Raw genomic sequence first — 19701 nt, forward strand, 5'->3', positions numbered from 1 at the left:
TGCTGCAGGAGAAAACGCCGGAGCAGAGCCAGCTGTACCTGTACGAACCGGGCAGCTACGCACCGCTGGCCCGAGTCGATCAGCGCGAAGGCGAAGCGCAGAAGCTCCATTACTTCCACACCGACCAGATCGGCACACCGCTGGAACTGACCGACAGCGAAGGACAGATCGTCTGGCAGGCAAGTTACTGGAGCTGGGGGCAGCTACACCGGCAGCACGTGGACAAGACCGAACAGAACCTGCGCTTCCAGGGGCAGTACTTCGATGAAGAGACGGGGCTGCACTACAATACGTTTCGGTATTATGAGCCGGAGATTGGGCGGTTTATAACGCAGGATCCAATTGGGTTGGCGGGGGATATTAACCTCTATGGTTATGCGCCTAGTCCGACTGGCTGGGTTGATCCACTCGGATGGGCGAGCAGGCCGAACAATGGAGAATATAAAATTTTCCATGACTATATATTGCAGCCCAACAATAGGTATTCTAGTGATGCTGTCCAGTTTTCTCGGGCCAACATTGACTTTTTAAATCACATGAACAATAGTCCGGAATTCAGGCGCGACATGTTAGGTCGATATCCAGCTTTAGAGGTATGGATGAGCTCGAGAAACAGAAGTAAAAGCCCACCAGGACTTACATGGCACCATCACGAAGATCTGAATAGGTTGTCACTGGTTGATCGAATAGACCATAAACTCAACCATGCTTTATATCATCCGACAGGGAAAGGGGGGCGAGATATCTGGGGCGGTGGTGCAGAAGGAAGAAAAGGGAAGCTTCATGGTGCTTCTGGGAAGTCATGTGTCGGCTAAAAAGAGGTTTTTATGTTGTCAAAAAACAAGTTCCACAAAATCATTGACGTGATCGCTTATGTTAAAGAAAGCGACGGAAAAGATGACGATTTCTGCCTGTATGGCGCGGATAAAAATACGCTTGAGATCGACGGGGAGTATTTCATATCTGACTACCCTGACGTTTGTAGTGATAAAGAAATCTATCCTGAGGAGGTAACGAATCTTGGACTCAGCTATCTGTACTCAGGAGAACAGTTCGTTGATGTAGTGACATTGGCTATTGATCAAAACCCAGATGCGAGCGATAGTCTTCTGATTAGTGCGCTAAATTACTATCAGGAAAATGACGACTTCCTTGACATTTGACTGTATGAAATATGGTGCCAGGCACAGCCAGTAACTATTGCTCGGTCGGCTAATCCGGAAGATTTGGCGAATGGCGCCATTACCAGCATCGCTATGACGCCTGGGGCAACCTGATCGAACGACGCTCCATCAACCAGGCACTGAAGCTGCGCTACGACTGTGAAAACCGGCTGATCGGCAGCCAGCGCTGGCAGGAAGGCCGGATGGAAGCCGAGGGCGAGTACCGTTACGACAGCCTGGGCCGGCGGGTGCCGAAAACCGTTGAATACCGAGGCGGCGCCAAACGAGAGAAGCGCTTCCTCTGGCAGGGACTGCGGATGCTGCAGGAGAAAACGCCGGAGCAGAGCCAGCTGTACCTGTACGAACCGGGCAGCTACGCACCGCTGGCTCGGGTCGATCAGCGCGAAGGCGAAGCGCAGAAGCTCCATTACTTCCACACCGACCAGATCGGCACACCGCTGGAACTGACCGACAGCGAAGGACAGATCGTCTGGCAGGCAAGCTACTGGAGCTGGGGGCAGCTACACCGGCAGCACGTGGACAAGACCGAACAGAACCTGCGCTTCCAGGGCCAGTACTTCGATGAGGAGACGGGGCTGCACTACAATACGTTTCGGTATTATGAGCCAGAGATTGGGCGGTTTATAACGCAGGATCCGATTGGGTTGGATGGGGGGGCTGAATCTTTATCAGTATGTGCCTAATCCTACGGGGTGGGTTGATCCGTGGGGATGGGAGTGCTGGAATAGTGCGAGAAAGAACTATTGGAAAGCAGAAGCTAAAACACCTACCAGAGCATACTCATCGTCCAATATGACTCGCATGGCAGCAGGAAAAGCGCCCAAGATCACGGTCGAAGTTATTAATAGGAGGACTGGCATCCCACAAACAAAAGATGTTTCAATGGAATTGCATCATAGAGATATTCCACAGCGACTAGGTGGTGACGACGTACACAAAACTCGGAATCTAGATGCGCTTACACCTTGGGAACACGAAGCAGTGGACCCATTCAGACATGCTGGTAGTGACCTGGTCAGGATTATCAAAGGGGTAGATGTATGGTAGTCGCAGATGATGTACGTGTTTGGGTCAGTGGTGAGCTGTATACTGAATTGCTTGGATATGTTGTAAAGAAATTAGGGCTGTCGGTGAGTGCTGAAGAACCACCGGGCGTTGCCTTTCAGTTTGATGCTAATAAGTTAAACCTAGCGGGATTACCATTGGATGCCTTGGAGGTGATTGCGAAAAACCAAGACTTGGTTTGCAAATTTGTCTCTGAAAAGCTTGAGAAACTAAGTGGCGAGGCGGAAGATCAAGAGGGTAAAAGTGAGGGTGATGAGGCTGATGTAGTTCTGCAGACTCATGCCTTTTACCTGAACTTTCTCAATCTGTACTTGATTGAATTGCACTTTTTGATGTTTGATCGCCTGGGTCTTGATGCATATTTGAAGTCTATACGAATCCCCAAGGCAAAAAAATACTCTGCACAGATAATTAAAATGTATGAGGAGCTCAACAAATAGTAGGCAAAGAGTTTGATTGCTCCACAATGGGATCTACCGCACCCAGGGCAAGCTCACCAGTTGCTACGGCTACGACGCCATGGGCCGCAAGGCCTGGCAGTACGCCTCGACCCTGCCGGCGGAGATGCTGTCCACGGTCAGGTACCCGGGGTTCAGGTTCGAGGTCTACCTGGACAAGGACTGCAACCCGATTCACCGGCGCTACCAGTACGACCCGGCAGCCAATCGCCCGGACCTGAGCGACCATACAGGCAATGCCCACAACACTATTCCATCTGACGCAATAAAGAACTGCCAAGAAAGCGTATTCCGCCGAAAAGCGTCCGGTTACACACTGTTCACACGGATCGGGAATCACCCCGCCCCGCTCAACACAGTCAAGGAGCCGGACCATGAAAATCCATTACCACCCTCTCTCGGGCCATGCCCACCGCGCCGTTCTGTTCGCCTCGCTGCTGGGCGTTCCCCATGAGCTGGTCAAGGTCGATCTGGCTGCCGCAGCGCACAAGTCGCCGGCCTTCCTCGCCCTCAACCCGTTCGGCCAGATCCCGGTGCTGGAAGACGGCGAAATCGTGATCGCCGACTCCAACGCGATCCTGGTGTACCTGGCGAAGAAAGCCGGTCGCACTGACTGGTTGCCGGAAGATGCCCTGAGTGCGGCGCGGGTGCAGCGCTGGCTGTCGGTGGCCGCCGGCGAACTGGCCTACGGTGCGGCGGCTGCACGGCTGGTCACGGTGTTCAACGCCAGCTTCAACCCCGATGAAGTAATTGCCCGCGCCCACGTCATGCTGGGCCGGCTGGAGCAGCACCTGGCCGACCGCGAATGGCTCGCCGCCGCGCACCCGACCATCGCCGACGTGGCGATCTACAGCTACGTGGCCCGTGCCCCGGAGGGCAATGTCGACCTGTCGGACTACCCCGCAGTCAACGCCTTCCTGCGCCGCGTCGAGGCACTGCCGGGCTTCGTGCCTTTCACCCAGAGCCGCGCCGGGCTGAACGCCTGAGCCAAACCTGTCCCACCCCACGGGAGCGATGACCATGGCCGAGCACCTGAAACCGCAGTCCATCTGGCATGAAGGCGAGAAATTCATCCAGGAAAAACTGGGCGTCGCCGAGCGTATGGAGGGTGTCGGCCAGCGGGTGATCCGCGATTTCATGCCCGACCAGCACCGCGAGTTCTACGCGCAGTTGCCCTTCATGGTGCTGGGCAGCGTGGATCCCGAGGGTGATGCCTGGGCGACCTTTATTGAAGGCCAGCCCGGCTTCATGAGTTCGCCCTCCCCGACCCGCCTGGATATCGCCGCCCGCCCGGACCCACTGGATCCGGCAGGGCGCGGCATGTTCGACGGTGCCCCGGTAGGGCTGCTCGGCATCGAGATGCACACCCGGCGGCGCAATCGCATGAACGGCGTGGTGTCGAGCCTCGACCAGGGCTTTCGGGTCGAGGTGGACCAGAGCTTCGGCAACTGCCCGCGTTACATCCAGTTGCGCGACTTCAGCTTTGCCCGTGATCCACAGGTCGCCTTCTCCGGGCAGATCGAAACCCTGGCGGCGCTCGATCCGGCCGCCCGCACGCTGATCGAAAACGCCGATGCCTTTTTCGTCGCCACCTACGCCGACCGCGATGAGCGTCGCCAGGTCGACGTGTCCCACCGTGGCGGCAAGCCGGGGTTCGTCCGCGTCGGCGACGACGGCACCCTGACCATCCCGGATTTCAACGGCAACCTGTTCTTTTCCACCCTGGGCAATATCCATCTCAACGGCAAGGCCGGGTTGCTGTTCGTCGATTTCGAAAGTGGCGACGTGCTGCAACTGAGTGGCGATGCCGAGGTGATTTTCGAGTCGCCGGAAATCGCCGCGTTCCAGGGCGCTGAGCGGCTGTGGACCTTCCGTGCCCGGCGCATCGTCCGGCGTCCCGGCGGGCTCGCCCTGCGCTGGGCCTTCCAGCAGGACGGCGAAGCGGAAAGCTCGCTGATGACCGGTGACTGGCAAGCAACCGCAGAACGCCTGCGCGCCAGCCAACTGGCCAGCAGCTGGCGCCGCTTCAAGGTGGCGGAGACCGTGCGGGAAAGTGCCTCGATCCAGTCCTTTTACCTGGAACCGGAAGATGGCGCGGGCGTGCTGCCCCATCTTGCCGGGCAGTACCTGCCGATTCGCGTGCAGATCCCAGGCACGGAAAAGCCGTTGATCCGCACCTACACCCTGTCGACCGCGCCGTCCGATGGCTACTACCGCATCAGCGTCAAGCGCGACGGCCTGGTCTCGACCTGGCTGCACGAACACCTGCACGAAGGCGACACCCTGGAAGCCCGCGCACCTGCCGGCGACTTCACCCTCGATGACAGCAGTTCCCGCCCGCTGGTGCTGCTGGCCGGTGGCGTCGGCATCACGCCGATGCTGGCGATGGCACGCCACCTGGCCTTCGAAGGCCGGCGGACCCAGCGCATGCGTCCGGTCGTGCTGTTCCATGCCGCCCGCACGAAACAGGAGCAAGCCTTCCTCCGCGAACTGCGCGAGCTGGATATCGGTGTGGTGCGGGTGCTCAGCGATACCCGCGATGCCCAGGAAGGCCGCGACTACGACGCCGCAGGCCGGATCGACATGCCGCTGCTAAGCCGCTACCTGCCCTTCGGCGACTACGAGTTCTACCTGTGCGGCTCGCCGTCGTTCAGCCAGTCGCTCTATGACGGACTGCGCGGCTACGGCGTCAGCGACGGGCGGATCCACGCCGAGGCGTTTGGGCCCGCATCGCTGAAGCGCTCCACCGATCACGTGCAAAGCAGCCCCGCTGCCCTGCCACCCGCGACTACCTCGATCCCGGTGACCTTCATCGACTCGCTGAAGGAAGCGCGCTGGGAACCCGGCTCCGGCACCCTGCTGGAACTGGCCGAAGCCCGCGGCCTGGAACCCGCCTTCAGTTGCCGCGAAGGCCATTGCGGCAGTTGCAAGACCCGCCTGCTCAAGGGCGCGGTCAGCTACATCAAGGAACCCGCCGCCAAGGTCGGCGAGGACGAAGTCCTGGTCTGCTGCGCGGTGCCCGCCGGCGAAGACCCGATCCAGCTTGCCCTTTGATTGATTCACCTCACCCAGGAGATTTGCCATGTCCCGCCCACCGCTGCCCCCATTCACCGAAGCAAGCGCCATCGAAAAGGTCCGCCTGGCCGAAGATGGCTGGAACAGCCGCGACCCGGCCAAGGTCGCCCTCGCCTACACCCTGGATACCCGCTGGAGAAACCGCGCCGAGTTCGTCCGCAACCGCGACGAAGCCCAGGCCTTCCTCACCCGCAAGTGGAACCGCGAGCTGGAGTACCGCCTGATCAAGGAGCTCTGGGCCTTCACCGGCAACCGTATCGCCGTGCGCTACGCCTACGAATACCGCGACGACAGCGGCCAGTGGTACCGCGCCTACGGCAATGAAAACTGGGAATTCGCCGAAGACGGCCTGATGCGCGCGCGGCATGCCAGCATCAACGAACAGCCGATCCGCGAGGATCAGCGCCAGTTCCATTGGCCGCTGGGCCGGCGTCCGGACGATCACCCGGGCCTGAGTCACTTCGGTTTCTGAAGCCGGCACTGGAAGGAACGTGAAAATGGCACATAATCCCGGGCACCCTGACCGTGTCCCGGGCCCCACCGGAGACACCCAAGACACCCTGAAACGAAGGAAACACAGCGCAATGGACCGTTGGCTGGCAATGCGGGTTTTCGTCAAGGTCGCGGAAACCGAGAGCTTCGCCAAGACCGCCCGCGCGGTGCACATGAGCGCGCCGGCGGTGACGCGGATCATCGCCGCGCTGGAGGACCTGGTCGGTGCGCGCCTGCTGGTGCGCACCACCCGCTCGGTCAAGACCACCGAGGCCGGCGCGCGCTACCTCGCCGACTGCCGGCGCATCCTCGGCGATATCGCCGAAGCCGAGGCGGCGGCGGCCGGGCACTACAGCGAACCCTCGGGCACCCTGGCGATCACCGCGCCGATCCTGTTCGGCCAGTTGCACATCCTGCCGATCGTCACCGACTACCTCGATGCCTACCCCGGCATGCATGCCCGCACCCTGTTTATCGATCGCCAGGTCAATATCGTCGAGGAAGGCCTGGATATCGCCTTGCGCATCGGCCATCTGGCGGATTCCGGGCTGACCGCCGTACGCGTCGGCTCGGTGCGGCATGTGATCTGCGCAGCACCGGATTACCTGGAAAAACGCGGCATCCCGCGCACCCCGGCGGACCTCAAGGAACACCGTATCGTCGCCTCCAACAGTTCATGGGCCTCGCCGGAATGGCGCTTCACCGGCGGGCAGCGGATCAGCATCGACCCGACGCTGCTGTGCAATACCAACCAGGCAGTGATCGACGCCGCGCGCTCGGGCTGGGGCGTGACCCGGGTGCTGCAATACCAGGTCGGTACGGCCTTGCTCGCGGGTGAGCTGGAGGTGGTGCTAGAGGCATTCGAAGAGCCGCCCTTGCCCATCCATCTGGTGTATCCCGAGGGGCGGCAGGCGCCGGCGAAAGTGCGGGCGTTCGTGGATATGGCGGTGGAGCGGTTGCGGGGGAATCCGTTGTTCACCTGAGGGCAATGGCCATCAAAGCACTGGCACTTGTGTTGCAAATGCGGAAACGTCGCGCCTAATATACGAACAATTCCCATTTACAACTTACGTTAGTAGCCCCACCGCCATGACCACGCCGGATGCCTCCCTGAACACCCAGGTCACCCATCTTTACCAGTCGCAAAGTCGCTGGCTGCATGGCTGGCTAAGGTCGCGCGTCAACTGCCAGCACATGGCCGCCGACCTGGTGCAGGACGTGTTCATCCGGGTCCTGACCGCCGTGGACGGGGCTACCAGGCTGAGCGCGGTGCGCGAGCCCAAGGGCTATCTGGCAACCATTGCGCGGCGCCTGATGATCGATCGCATGCGTCGCACCAACCTGGAAAAGGCCTGGCTGCAGGCACTGGCCGAGCATCCGGAGGCCTTTCACCCCTCTCCCGAACATCAACTGGCGCTGCTGGAAACCCTCTACGAACTCGACGCCATGCTCGCCGCATTGGGCGACACGGTGCGCAAGGCGTTCCTGTTGTCGCAGGTCGACGGCATGCCCTACAAATCGATCGCCGCAGAGCTGGGCATCTCCGAGATGAGCGTGCGCCGCTACATCACCAAAGCCGCCGAACACTGCATGATCTACAGCCTGTGCCACGGCCTTTGAGCAGCACCTTGAACCCCGGGCAGCTCGCCGCCCTGCGCCAGGCCGCCGAATGGCTGTGCCAGCTGAACAGCGGCGAGGCACAGCCGAGCGACCATGCCGCCTGGCAACGCTGGCACGATGCAGCGCCGGACAATGCCTGGGCCTGGCAGCAAGCCGAGCGCCTGCAAAATCGGGTGGCCAGCACCGCTCATCCCTCCACCGCCCGGGTGTTGCACCTGACCGCCGAGAACCGCCGCAGCAGCCGGCGGCGGGTGATCAAGGCGGGCGTGATCCTGCTGGGCGTCACCGCGCTGGGCGCCGGCAGCTACCCGCAAACCTCGCGTCTGAGCTGGCTGGCAGATTACCGCAGCGGTGTCGGCGAGCAGCGCCGGCTGCGCCTGCAAAACGGCACCACCGTCCACCTCAACACCGACACTGCGCTGGATGTCGATGAAACGGCCGGGCACCCCAGGTTGTTCCTGCGCCAGGGCGAGATCATGGTCGAGGTCCCCGCGCAGCAGCAGTGCCAGGTCCAGACCCGGCATGGGCTTATCGACGCGCAACACTGTCGTTTCTCGGTACGCCTGCTGGATACCGGCAGCCGTCTTGATGTGCATGCCCGGCAAGCCCGCGTCAGCCTGCCTTCCGGCCAGTCATTGATGCTCGGCCAAGCGCAGCGCTGCCAGTTCGACGACCAGCGCTTCGGCCCTATCGAGGCGCTTGCCAGTGGCTCCGACGCCTGGGACAAAGGCCTGATCATCGCCAACGGCCAACACCTGGGCCACTTCATTGCCGAGCTGTCCCGCTATCGGCCGGGCTGGCTGCGCTGCGCCCCCGAAGTGGCGGACCTGAGCCTGAGCGGCACCTTCAAGCTCGACGATACCGAACAGGTCCTGCGTGCGATTGCCAGCGCCCTGCCCGTGCGCCTCGAACGGCGTACGCGCTACTGGGTGACCGTGGTCAGCGCATAAAAATCACCACGCCTGAACACTTTCCGCGGGCTTGTCCGACTCATAGGTGATCCCGGCACTTGCTGGCTGAATTTCCTTGAGAGAGCCCCATGACATCGACCTGCTCACCCCGCCGCTCGCCCACTCTGCGCACCAGCGTTGCGCTGTCCCTGCTGCTTGCAGGACCTGCCGCCGCACTGGCAGCGCCAGCCCATGACTACGAGCTGAGACAAGGCGACCTGGGCGAGGCCTTGACCGGCTTTGCCGCACAGGCCGGCGTGGTGCTGTCGTTCGACACTCGCCTGACCGCAGGCATGCGCACCCCGGGCCTGCACGGGCAGTACTCGGTGGAAGAGGCGTTGGCATTGCTGCTGCGCGGCACCGGCCTGCAGGCCGTGCGCGAAGCGGATGGCCGCTACAGCCTGGTGAAACTGCCGCAAGACAGCGCCATGGTGCTGGCCCCCAGCACCATCAGCGCCCAGGGCCTGGGCGAGGTCACCGAAGCGACCGGGTCCTATACCACCGGCTCGGTGTCCGTCGGCAAGACTCCGCAGGCGATCAAGGACACGCCGCAGACCGTGAGCGTCATCAGCCGCCAGCGCCTGGAAGACCAGAAGCTCACCACCGTGGCCCAGGCGATGACGCAAACCACCGGCATCAGTCTGTTCGAGGGCAGCCTGACCTCCACCCGCTACCTGTCCCGTGGCTTTGAAATCACCAACTTCCGCGTGGACGGCGGGGCGTCCATGGCCGATGGCGTGTGGAAGAATTCCGACACGGCGATCTTCGATCACATCGAAGTGCTGCGCGGCGCCGACGGCCTGTTCGCTGGCGCTGGCGAGCCCGGGGGAACGGTCAATTTCGTGCGCAAGCGCCCGACCTTCGAGCCCCAGGCCAGCATCACCACTTCGGCTGGCAGCTGGGACGACTACCGCAGCGAACTGGACGTCAGCGGCCCGCTGGCAGCCGACGGCAAACTGCGCGGCCGGGCAGTAATGGTCAGCCAGAACAAGCAGTCCTTCATGGATGACGCCAGTGCCAACCACGACCTGTTCTACGGCGTGCTGGAAGCCGACCTGACCGACAGCACCAACCTGTTCGTGGGCCTGAGCCGCGGCCGTTACCGCGACAGCGACCAGACCTACGGACTGCCCCGCTACAGCACCGGCGAAGACCTGAAACTGTCGCGCAGCCTGTTCCTGGCGGGTGCCGACGACTACTTCACACAGCGCGAGAACAGCTACTTCGCCACCCTCAAGCAACAACTGGGCGAAGACTGGAGCCTGAACCTCGACACCCTCTATACCCGCCTGCTCACGCAACGGGACTACTACAACTTCAACGGCGCCATCGATCCCGCCACCGGCAGCGGCAGCAACGCGGAATGGGGCTACCAGGACGCCAGGGCCCACGAACGCTCGGTCGACCTGTCGCTGCGCGGCAACTTCACCAGCTTCGGCCTGGAACACAGCCTGGTGGCCGGCTGGATGTGGCACGACTTCGACACCCGCACGCCCTTGTACACCGGCGGATTCGTCAGCGTGCCGAACATCTTCACCTTCGATCCCAAGGACTACCCGAGCCGCAAGGCACAAGCCGTGCAGAACGGCAGCAACCAGACGAAAAGACGTACCGACGGCCTCTACACCAACCTGCGCCTGCAACTGGCCGAGCCGCTGCACTGGTTCATCGGTGGCAGCCTGACCAACTACCGTTACGCCTACGACTACACCGATACCACAACGGGCGTGGTTTCCCCGTCCCGCTACGAGGACAGCAATGTGCTGGTGCCCTACACCGGCCTGACCTACGCCCTGACGCCGCAATGGACTGCCTACGGCAGTATCAGCGAAATCTACAAGTCCCAGGCCGATCGCCTTGCCGGCCCGCTGCCGGGTGGCAGCTCGCTGGATCCGATCGAGGGGCGCAGCTATGAACTGGGGATGAAGGGCTCGTTGTGGGACGGCAGGGTCAACACCTACGTGGCGCTGTACTACGTCAAGCGCGAGGGCGAGGCGGTGCGCGACCCGAACAGCGGCTCATCGAGCAACCCGCAGACCGGCGCCAGTTGCTGCTTCCTGCGCGAAGGCGAAGTCACCAGCAAGGGCATCGACCTGGAAATCAGCGGAGAAGTGCTGGAGCGCCTGCAAGCCACGTTCGGCTACACCTACAACCACATCGAAAAGAACGCCAGCTCGCTCGACTACACCTCGCTCACGCCCAAGCATCTGGCCAAGCTGTTTGCCACCTACCAACTGCCGGGTGCCTGGTCGGCGTTCAAGGTCGGCGGTGGAGTCACCGCGCAAAGCGCCAGCTTCGTCAGCGGCAGTGCCCTGGTCCGCGACGGCAACGGCAACCTGACCGGGCAGAGCCAGACCTACAGCTTCGGCCAGGCCGGCTACAGCCTGTGGAACGCCTTTGCCCATTACGACGTGGACGAACACTGGAGCCTGGCCCTGAACGCCGAGAACCTGTTCGACAAGCGTTACTACTCGACCGTGGGGTATTCGGACTACGCCAACTTCTACGGTGAGCCGCGACGTTATACGTTGACGTTGAGTGGGCGTTTCTAAGCCAGAAGGATCAATGGTGCATCAAGGAACTCGGTGATCCTGCGGTAGCGGCCAGCACTGCGCAGCATGCAACACTCGCAGGATCAACAGGGTGGATGCACCTTCCATGTAAACGACGATGTAGTTGGGCCTGACTACCATTTCCCGGGTGCCCTGAACCCTGCCAGGCTTATAGAGCCTCGGGTGTTCTCGCAGCTTCAAGGCTTTGCGTTCGATCTCGTCATACAGACGTTGCGCAGCATCAGGATCGTCATCCGAAATGTAGTCGATGATCGCCAGTAAATCGGCTCGCGCAGCTTGGGTCCATTCAAGCCCGAGCACGGCGCTTCCTGTCGATCAATGCTTGTGCCTCATCCATGACCTGCTCATGCGGTAGCGCTGCACGAGTATCCTCCAGCGCCTCCAGAACCTTGGCCCGGAACCATTCGTCATGAATCTGGGGATCGCTGGCCAGCCCCGCCGGCAACCCGCCCTCCTTGGTAACCCGGGTCAGAAAAATCCGCACCGCGTCCGAAACGGACAAACCAACGTTGGCCAATGTCTCGGTCGCATCGGCTTTCAACTTGTCGTCGATACGAATGTGGAGCATGGAAGTTTGGGCAGCCATTGCGGTGACTCCGAATTTGAATGTCGCCAGTGTGTATCTCAATCGATACACACTCAAGGACCTTCTGTCAGACCACCCTCAGCGCTAAAAGCACCAGAAGCCCGATTCATCCGGGCCTCTGGATGCCTGCTTCGCTAGCGGTACGCCCTTACGCCGAATACACCTTGCGCCCACTCACCCAGGTTTCCTCCACCTGGATACCACGCATGCCCGCAGCATCGGTGGCCGTCCATTGCAGCGGGTCCTGGGCCAGGATCACCAGGTCGGCCTGCTTGCCCGGTAACAGCGAACCCACCTGATGGTCGAGGTGGCATTGCCAGGCGGCATCGATGGTCACCGCGCGCAGGGCCTGGTGTACGTCGAGACGTTCGTCCTTGTTGAGAATCCGCTTGTTCTCGTCCGGCTCGTCCACCACGGCTTCCATCACCCGGCCGACGGCCTGCTCCATGTAGCGCAACGGGCCGAACGGGGTGACGAAACGGTCGCTGTGCAGGCTGATGCGCAGGCCACCTTTCAGGGCCGAAGCACAGCGGTCGAGCATGTTTGCCCGCTCCTCGCCGAGGATGGTCTGCTGGAACGCCCGGCCCCAATAGCCGACGTGACCGATCAGGAAGCTTGGGGAAATCGCCATGCGCTTCATGAGGGCGATGGCATCGTCGTGCAGCAGCGAGCAGTGCTCGATGCGATGACGCTGGTTGGCCCAGGCCGGTTCGCTGGTGAATGGCGGCTCGGGCAGCGGGGCCTTGTCGGTCGGCGGATTGCACAGGGCCAGTTGGTAGGCGGACAGCACGTTGTCGATGGCTTCGTCGCCGTTGGCATGGGTGAGGATCGGCCAGCCCTTGGCGGTGACATCGGCCATGACATTGGCCAGTTCGCGCACCGGGTTGTAGTTGAACAGGCCGTAGGCGCCGACGCCCGGTACCTGGTGTTCATGGCAGCATTGGTAGGGCGCGCTTTGCAGCCCGGTAAGCCCCTGGTTCGAGCCGTCGGCGATCAGCTTCATCGCGCGCAGGGTGAACAGTTCGTTGCCCTTGCTATCCAGCTCGGGATGGTAGGACTTCAGCCACATCTTCAGATCATCGGCATCGCTGCCATACAGGGCCCCGCCTACCCGCAGCGTCAGCACATGGGTCTTGGCCAGCAGGCGCATCAGGCCGATTTCATACTGCTTGCCGACCAGGCCGACGCTCGCATCGAACACCGTGGTGATGCCGCGCTTGTTGGCGTCCTTGAACACCTGCAGCAGGTTGCGGAAAAACTGGAACGCTCCCGGTTTAGGCAGCTTTGGGATCATCAGGGCCGATTGGGTTTCGGTGAGGACGCCATTCTTGTAATCCTTTTCGAGACCGGCCAGCTCCAGGGCCTTGGTGTTGGCATAGCTGATATGACCGGACGCGTTGAGCAGGAAGATCTTCAGCTCAGGCAATTCGGGGTAGAGGCCATCGAGCGTGGGCGCGTCGATGTCCTGCCATTCCTTCATCAACGAAGGATCGACACCGAATCCGGTCACCCATTGCTCAGCTTCGGGCTTGTCTTTCACCGCCTCGGCGGCCGTCACGATCCTGGCCTTGACGTAGTCGATGCTGTATTCCCTGTTCAGGCTCTGGTCCTGGATAGGCGACAGATCGGTCCATCCGGTGATCAGAGCAGTGGACATCAGGTGCGCATGAGCATCGATCAAGCCGGGCAACAGGGTTTCCTCCGGCTTCAGCGGGTGATCGACCGGCTTGTACTGCTGCATCGCCTTGCGCACATCGTCCAGCGCACCGCTCGCCTTCACCTCACCCTCGGCGATACCGATGGCCTCGACCTGCTGCCCCGGCCGCTCGGGATCAGGGTAGATATTGCCGCCAAAGAAAATCACGGCTTGCTGGCCGCCATGGGGGGCCAGGGTCTCGGCCTCGGAGAGCAGGGCTTGCCAGGCTTCGGCAGCGTGCTCGAAGCGCGGCAGCATGTTGGGGGTGCAGCAGGCACAGCCGAATTGAGGACGTTGCGACATGATGATTCCTTTCAGTTTCAGAGGTGGTCTGTGGAATGACGATGAACATCGCATGGCACGATTTCAGTTCGGTTTCCCCCGCGTCCCGCAGTGCGAAGAAGTCGAGAGGCCGTCCTGATCCGTGCTCGATCGCGGGCCTAACTTAACACTACAAATTGTGCGGGTAGTCACAATTTGGTCTGTGAACATAGCAATCCAGCACTGAACGCCAGGCACAAAAAAACCCGCTGCAAGGCGGGTTTCTTTGTGGATCATGCCTGCTGGAAACAGGCTATGAACGCGGGATCACTCCCACTCGATGGTCGCCGGCGGCTTGCTCGACACGTCGTAGGTCACTCGCGAGATACCTTCGATCTCGTTGATGATCCGGCCGCTGACGGTTTCCAGCAGCTCGTACGGCAGGTGCGCCCAACGGGCGGTCATGAAGTCCACGGTCTCGACGGCGCGCAGGGCGACGACCCAGGCGTAGCGACGGCCGTCACCGACCACGCCCACCGATTTGACCGGCTGGAACACCACGAAGGCCTGGCTGGTCTTGTGGTACCAGTCGGCTTTGCGCAGTTCTTCGATAAAGATGTGGTCGGCACGACGCAGCAGGTCGGCGTATTCCTTCTTCACTTCACCGAGGATGCGCACGCCCAGGCCCGGGCCCGGGAACGGGTGGCGGTAGACCATGTCGTACGGCAGGCCCAGCTCCAGGCCGATCTTGCGTACTTCGTCCTTGAACAGCTCGCGCAGCGGTTCGACCAGCTTGAGGTTCATTTCCTCCGGCAGGCCACCGACGTTGTGGTGCGACTTGATCACGTGGGCTTTGCCGCTCTTGGCGCCAGCCGACTCGATGACGTCCGGGTAGATGGTGCCCTGGGCGAGGAACTGGATGTTTTCCAGCTTGCTGGCTTCGGCATCGAACACGTCGATGAAGGTGCGACCGATGATCTTGCGCTTCTTCTCCGGGTCAGCTTCGCCTTCCAGGTTGCCGAGGAACTGCGCTTCGGCGTCGGCGCGGATGACCTTGACGCCCATGTTCTCCTTGAACATGGCCATGACCTGGTCACCTTCGTGCAGGCGCAGCAGGCCGTTGTCGACGAACACGCAGGTGAGCTGGTCGCCGATGGCGCGATGCAGCAGCGCGGCAACCACCGAGGAGTCGACGCCGCCGGACAGGCCCAGCAGGACGTTGGCCGAACCGACCTGCTCGCGAACCTGGGCGATGGCGTCTTCGACGATGTTCGAGGCGGTCCACAGGGCTTCGCAGCCGCAGATGTCGAGGATGAAGCGGGACAGGATGCGACCGCCCTGCTTGGTGTGGGTCACTTCCGGGTGGAACTGCACGCCGTAGTAGCCGCGGGCGTCGTCGAACATGCCGGCGATCGGGCAGCTCGGGGTGCTGGCCAGGACGTGGAAGTCCTGCGGCATGCGGGTGACCTTGTCACCGTGGCTCATCCACACGTCCAGGCCGAGGACGCCGTCGTCATCGACGTGGTCTTCGATGCCGTCCAGCAGGCGGCTCTTGCCGACCACGTCGACACGGGCGTAGCCGAATTCGCGCAGGTCCGAACCTTCGACCTTGCCGCCCATCTGCTCGGCCATGGTCTGCATGCCGTAGCAGATGCCCAGCACCGGTACGTTGAGGTCGAACACCGCCTGCGGCGCACGCGGGCTGTTGGCTTCGTGAACCGACTCGGGACCGCCGGCGAGGATGATGCCGCGCGGGTTGAAGGCACGAATCGCTTCATCGTCCATGTCGAACGGGTGCAGTTCGCAGTACACGCCGATTTCGCGCACGCGGCGGGCGATCAGCTGGGTGTACTGGGAACCGAAGTCGAGAATCAGGATGCGGTGAGCGTGAATGTCGAGGGCCATGACTCAATCTCGTCAGTGGTAATCGGAAACGACGCGGGGCTGTTCGATAACAGCCCCGCTGAACGGTGTTGCCGGAAGCATCAACCTACGCGGTAGTTTGGCGCTTCCTTGGTGATCTGTACGTCATGCACGTGGGACTCGGCCATGCCGGCACCGGTGATGCGCACGAATTCAGGCTTGGTGCGCATCTCTTCGATGGTGGCGCTGCCGGTGTAGCCCATCGAGGAACGCAGGCCGCCCATCAGCTGGTGGATGATCGCGGACAGTGCGCCCTTGTAAGGAACGCGGCCTTCGATGCCTTCCGGAACCAGTTTCTCGGCGCCGGCCGAGGAGTCCTGGAAGTAACGGTCCGAGGAGCCTTGCGCCTGGGCCATGGCACCCAGCGAACCCATGCCGCGGTACGCCTTGTAGGAACGGCCCTGGAACAGCTCGACTTCACCCGGCGCTTCTTCGGTACCGGCGAACATCGAACCCATCATCACGCAGGAGGCGCCAGCCACGATGGCCTTGGACAGGTCACCGGAGAAGCGGATGCCACCGTCGGCGATCAGCGGTACGCCAGTGCCTTCGAGGGCGGCAGCGACGTTGGCGATGGCACTGATCTGCGGCACGCCAACACCGGCGACGATACGGGTGGTGCAGATCGAGCCAGGGCCGATACCGACCTTGACCGCGTCGGCGCCGGCTTCGGCCAGGGCCTTGGCGGCAGCGCCGGTGGCGATGTTGCCGCCGATCACCTGCACTTGCGGGAAGTTCTCTTTCACCCAGCGAACGCGGTCGATCACGCCCTTGGAGTGACCGTGGGCGGTGTCGACCACCACCACGTCAACGCCGGCGGCAACCAGGGCGGCTACGCGCTCGCCGGTGTCCTTGCCGGTGCCGACCGCGGCGCCGACGCGCAGGCGACCCTGGTCGTCCTTGCTCGCCAGCGGGTAGGCCTTGGCCTTCTCGATGTCCTTGACGGTCATCATGCCCTTGAGGTTGAAGTCGGCGTCGACGATCAGGACCTTCTCCAGGCGATGCTTGTGCAGCAGCTCGCGGACTTCGTTCTTGTCGGCGCCTTCGCGGACGGTGACCAGACGCTCTTTCGGCGTCATCACTTCGCGAACGGTGGCATCCAGGCGGGATTCGAAACGCACGTCACGGGAGGTGACGATGCCGACCAGATCGCCGTTGTGCAGCACCGGCACACCGGAGATGTTGTTCAGGCGGGTCAGCTCGAACAGGTCGCGCACGGTGGCGTCGGCATCGATGGTGATCGGGTCCTTGACCACGCCGGCCTCGAACTTCTTGACCTTGCGCACTTCACCGGCCTGCTGGTCGATGGTCATGTTCTTGTGGATGATGCCGATGCCGCCTTCCTGGGCCATGGCGATGGCCAGGCGGGCTTCGGTCACGGTATCCATGGCGGCGGAGACCAACGGAATGTTCAGCTCGATGCCACGGGTCAAACGGGTCTTGAGACTGACTTCGTTGGGCAGTACCTCGGAATAGCCAGGTACAAGGAGAATGTCGTCGAAGGTCAGGGCTTCTTGGCTGATACGCAGCATCGCGGGGGCTCCCGGGCGGGAAAAATGGAAGCGCGCCATTATACTCATGCGCGCCTGTTCGCTCAATGTAAAGATGGGCCTTCGGTCAGTTGCCCGACAGCGTTCCGCGCACTACCGCCACCGGCTGGTCGAGCCAGTCGGCGAACTCGTCGAGGAAGGCTTGGCGGAAACCGGCCTGGGCCCACCCGTTGAAGATGAAGCCCAGGTTGGAAAAGGCACATGGCTGCAGGAAAAGGAAGCCGTTGATGTCGTCTTCATGGCCGCATTCCGGGCAGATGAAGTTGTCGGTCTGCGCCGGCATCCACTCTTCGAGGCTGTCGAACAGCGCCTCGCCGATCTCCTGACGGCACTCCGGGCAGCCCGCTTCTTCGAGGAAATCCACCGACGGCGTATAGATGCAGCGCTTGGTGATGATCTCCAGACCGTTGATACGCTTGCCGAACGGCAGCAGTTCGGGCCGTTCGACCACCTTGCGCGCCCCCTCGGCGATGGCATGGGCCATGCGATTGCCGGTGCCGCCGCAGGTGCTGAGGGACTCCTCGACGATCTTCTCGCGCACCAGCCAGCGCAGGATGGCCCGGGCGCGGGCTTCGTGCACCGGGATGGAGGACATTTTCGGAACGATGATGCTCTGGGTGATCATGACGGTGGTCGGCGCAACTCGAAATCGCCAGTCTACCTCACCTGGCTGTGGCGGATGCGCCGCCCGGATATCCTGACCGGCCTACAACTGGGCCCTGAAACTCCCGTCCAGCATGATCATTTCGTAAGGTGCATCGGGACCGGTACCGATCAGGTCGTCGGTTTTGTGAATCCGCACAAGGACATTCCTGAACTCGCCGGAGATCACACCCTGCTCGCCATTGTTCTGCAGCACGAGTTTGCCGCTGACCACGTCGAAGGAAACCGTGATATCACCCTCGGGAAAATAGGGCGGATTTCGGAAATACAGCGAATAACCGATGGTTACAGCGGGATCGACAACCGCTTCTCCGACTTCGTAGGAGCCACTCGGCAAATTTTTCCGCAGCCCGATCCCCAGTTGTTCGAAGAACGCGTCATGAGGCGGCCAGGTGCGATGGGTCCCGATGACCATCCAGGCGTTAAAGGCTGAGTCGTCAATCAACTCGACAATGTCGGCAACGTAGTCTCTCCGCTCACCACCCGCCATTCGCTTGAAGACCGCCGAAACAGCAGCGTCCTGACGGCCTGTGCCGCTAGTCGGTACGACCCGGTCGGGGTCGGCCAACCAGGTCCTGGCACTTTCATCGTTAGGTAATGAACTTTTCAGTGCACCAATGCGGCGCAAGTAGTCGAAAACAGCAGACATGATGGTGACTCCCTGGACATGGATGATGACGTTCCTCGCCGCACCGGGGTCGAACATCATCAATTCCACACGGGAGGACGCCCTTGGAATGCATCGAGAATGCGTCCGATCGGAACCTGACAGAAATAACAGGTTGGTGACTCATGCCTGGCTCAGGTAACGCCCGATCAGCGCCACGCCACTGGCCAGCACCAGCCAGGTGACCAACCGCACGAAGACCTCGCGAGACATGTTCAGGGTCAGGCGCCGGCCGATACGCAGGCCGAGCAGCATCATCGGCAACAGGCACACCGCCAGCAGCAACAGCGGCATGTCGGCATACACCCCGGCGATCAGGAACAGGCTCAGGCGCACCACGGTGCTGCAGCTGATCAAGGCGCTCTGGGTCGCCCGCGCCTGCTCGGTAGAGTCCAGCCGCGCATTGAGGTACAGCGCATATAGAAAGCCACCGCTGCCGAACAGCGCACCGAACAGCCCGCCCACCGTCCCCGCCGGCACCGACCACGCCGGAGCCAGATTCGCCGGCTTGACCTTCACCGCCAGGCTGTACAGCGCATAGGCGGTCACGAACAGGCCCATCAGCAGCATCAACACATCGGCATGCAGGTTGAGCAGGAACACCACGCCAAGGGTGCACCCCAGGGCCATGAACGGCAGCAGGCGCAGCAACTCGCCCCTGTTCACCGCCTTGCGCGCCGGCAGCCAGTTGCCGAAGGCGGCGACGAAGTCGAGCAGCACCAGCAGTGGGATGATCCGCGACAACGGCATGAAGTTGATCAGGATCGGCCCGGCCACCAGTGCTGTGCCGAAACCGGCGATGCCGAACACTATGTAGGCTGCGGCCACGCCGAGCAGGATCGGCAACCAGTCGAGCAGGGATAACGGCAATTGGGCGAACAGGGTCGAGAGCATCCGCAGAGCACCTTGAAGAGAGTTTCAGCGCACCTTACCCAGCG

Annotated in this window: 18 protein-coding genes and 2 pseudogenes; 12 read left to right on the forward strand and 8 right to left on the reverse strand. The window is 61.8% G+C overall.

From position 1 onward, the window contains the following. From ACODSK_RS17945 to ACODSK_RS18000, 12 genes and pseudogenes are all read left to right on the forward strand, one after another. Positions 1 to 815: RHS repeat-associated core domain-containing protein (locus ACODSK_RS17945; RefSeq protein ID WP_489017912.1), on the forward strand; the 815-nt coding region annotated here is incomplete at its 5' end. A 12-nt stretch (positions 816 to 827) separates the two neighbouring features. Next, complete coding sequence (locus ACODSK_RS17950; RefSeq protein ID WP_489017914.1) at positions 828 to 1163, forward strand: DUF7716 domain-containing protein; 336 nt, start codon at positions 828 to 830, stop codon at positions 1161 to 1163. 59 nt (positions 1164 to 1222) lie between these two features. After that, positions 1223 to 2231 (forward strand): annotated as a pseudogene (locus ACODSK_RS17955) (RHS repeat domain-containing protein); the annotation flags it as partial. Further along, positions 2225 to 2689, forward strand: a complete 465-nt coding sequence (locus ACODSK_RS17960) for a hypothetical protein (protein ID WP_489017916.1) — start codon at positions 2225 to 2227, stop codon at positions 2687 to 2689. The pseudogene ACODSK_RS17955 and the gene ACODSK_RS17960, both read left to right, overlap by 7 nt. Before the next feature lie 19 nt (positions 2690 to 2708). Beyond that, positions 2709 to 2909: pseudogene (locus tag ACODSK_RS17965) on the forward strand (hypothetical protein); the annotation flags it as partial. Positions 2910 to 3081: 172 nt separating this feature from the next. Further along, on the forward strand, positions 3082 to 3693 hold the full coding sequence (locus ACODSK_RS17970; protein WP_489017917.1) for a glutathione S-transferase family protein: 612 nt from the start codon (positions 3082 to 3084) through the stop codon (positions 3691 to 3693). Between the two features lie 34 nt (positions 3694 to 3727). Continuing rightward, positions 3728 to 5761, forward strand: coding sequence for a 2Fe-2S iron-sulfur cluster-binding protein (locus ACODSK_RS17975; RefSeq protein WP_489017918.1), 2034 nt, complete (start codon positions 3728 to 3730; stop codon positions 5759 to 5761). A 28-nt stretch (positions 5762 to 5789) separates the two neighbouring features. After that, positions 5790 to 6254, forward strand: coding sequence for a nuclear transport factor 2 family protein (locus ACODSK_RS17980; RefSeq protein ID WP_489017919.1), 465 nt, complete (start codon positions 5790 to 5792; stop codon positions 6252 to 6254). 112 nt (positions 6255 to 6366) lie between these two features. Next, complete coding sequence (locus ACODSK_RS17985; RefSeq protein ID WP_489017921.1) at positions 6367 to 7257, forward strand: LysR family transcriptional regulator; 891 nt, start codon at positions 6367 to 6369, stop codon at positions 7255 to 7257. Between the two features lie 106 nt (positions 7258 to 7363). Then, the gene (locus tag ACODSK_RS17990) at positions 7364 to 7894 is read left to right on the forward strand and encodes a sigma-70 family RNA polymerase sigma factor (RefSeq protein WP_489017922.1); all 531 of its coding nucleotides are present in this window, start codon (positions 7364 to 7366) and stop codon (positions 7892 to 7894) included. Continuing rightward, positions 7891 to 8844, forward strand: coding sequence for a FecR domain-containing protein (locus ACODSK_RS17995; protein WP_489017923.1), 954 nt, complete (start codon positions 7891 to 7893; stop codon positions 8842 to 8844). Before ACODSK_RS17990 ends, ACODSK_RS17995 begins: the two co-directional genes overlap by 4 nt. A gap of 89 nt (positions 8845 to 8933) precedes the next feature. Next, a complete protein-coding gene (locus tag ACODSK_RS18000; protein WP_489017924.1) occupies positions 8934 to 11396 on the forward strand; it encodes a TonB-dependent siderophore receptor in 2463 nt (820 codons plus the stop codon). 21 nt (positions 11397 to 11417) lie between these two features. Here the strand turns inward: ACODSK_RS18000 and ACODSK_RS18005 are convergent, their stop codons facing one another. The 8 genes from ACODSK_RS18005 to ACODSK_RS18040 form a co-directional block, all read right to left on the reverse strand. Then, the gene (locus tag ACODSK_RS18005) at positions 11418 to 11717 is read right to left on the reverse strand and encodes a type II toxin-antitoxin system RelE/ParE family toxin (RefSeq protein WP_489017925.1); all 300 of its coding nucleotides are present in this window, start codon (positions 11715 to 11717) and stop codon (positions 11418 to 11420) included. Beyond that, positions 11704 to 12003, reverse strand: a complete 300-nt coding sequence (locus ACODSK_RS18010) for a type II toxin-antitoxin system RelB/DinJ family antitoxin (RefSeq protein ID WP_489017926.1) — start codon at positions 12001 to 12003, stop codon at positions 11704 to 11706. The genes ACODSK_RS18005 and ACODSK_RS18010 overlap by 14 nt, the downstream gene beginning before the upstream one ends. A gap of 148 nt (positions 12004 to 12151) precedes the next feature. After that, positions 12152 to 14002, reverse strand: coding sequence for an amidohydrolase (locus tag ACODSK_RS18015; protein WP_489017928.1), 1851 nt, complete (start codon positions 14000 to 14002; stop codon positions 12152 to 12154). A gap of 285 nt (positions 14003 to 14287) precedes the next feature. Then, on the reverse strand, positions 14288 to 15865 hold the full coding sequence (gene guaA / locus ACODSK_RS18020; protein WP_489017929.1) for a glutamine-hydrolyzing GMP synthase: 1578 nt from the start codon (positions 15863 to 15865) through the stop codon (positions 14288 to 14290). A gap of 80 nt (positions 15866 to 15945) precedes the next feature. Beyond that, a complete protein-coding gene (guaB, locus tag ACODSK_RS18025) occupies positions 15946 to 17415 on the reverse strand; it encodes an IMP dehydrogenase (RefSeq protein ID WP_489017930.1) in 1470 nt (489 codons plus the stop codon). Between the two features lie 85 nt (positions 17416 to 17500). Then, the gene (locus ACODSK_RS18030; protein ID WP_489017931.1) at positions 17501 to 18058 is read right to left on the reverse strand and encodes a sugar ABC transporter ATPase; all 558 of its coding nucleotides are present in this window, start codon (positions 18056 to 18058) and stop codon (positions 17501 to 17503) included. Between the two features lie 81 nt (positions 18059 to 18139). Further along, positions 18140 to 18802, reverse strand: a complete 663-nt coding sequence (locus ACODSK_RS18035; protein ID WP_489017932.1) for a hypothetical protein — start codon at positions 18800 to 18802, stop codon at positions 18140 to 18142. A gap of 84 nt (positions 18803 to 18886) precedes the next feature. Further along, a complete protein-coding gene (locus tag ACODSK_RS18040) occupies positions 18887 to 19645 on the reverse strand; it encodes a sulfite exporter TauE/SafE family protein (RefSeq protein WP_489017986.1) in 759 nt (252 codons plus the stop codon). Positions 19646 to 19701 lie beyond the last annotated feature (56 nt).

The organism is Pseudomonas sp. FG98, assembly GCF_057808595.1.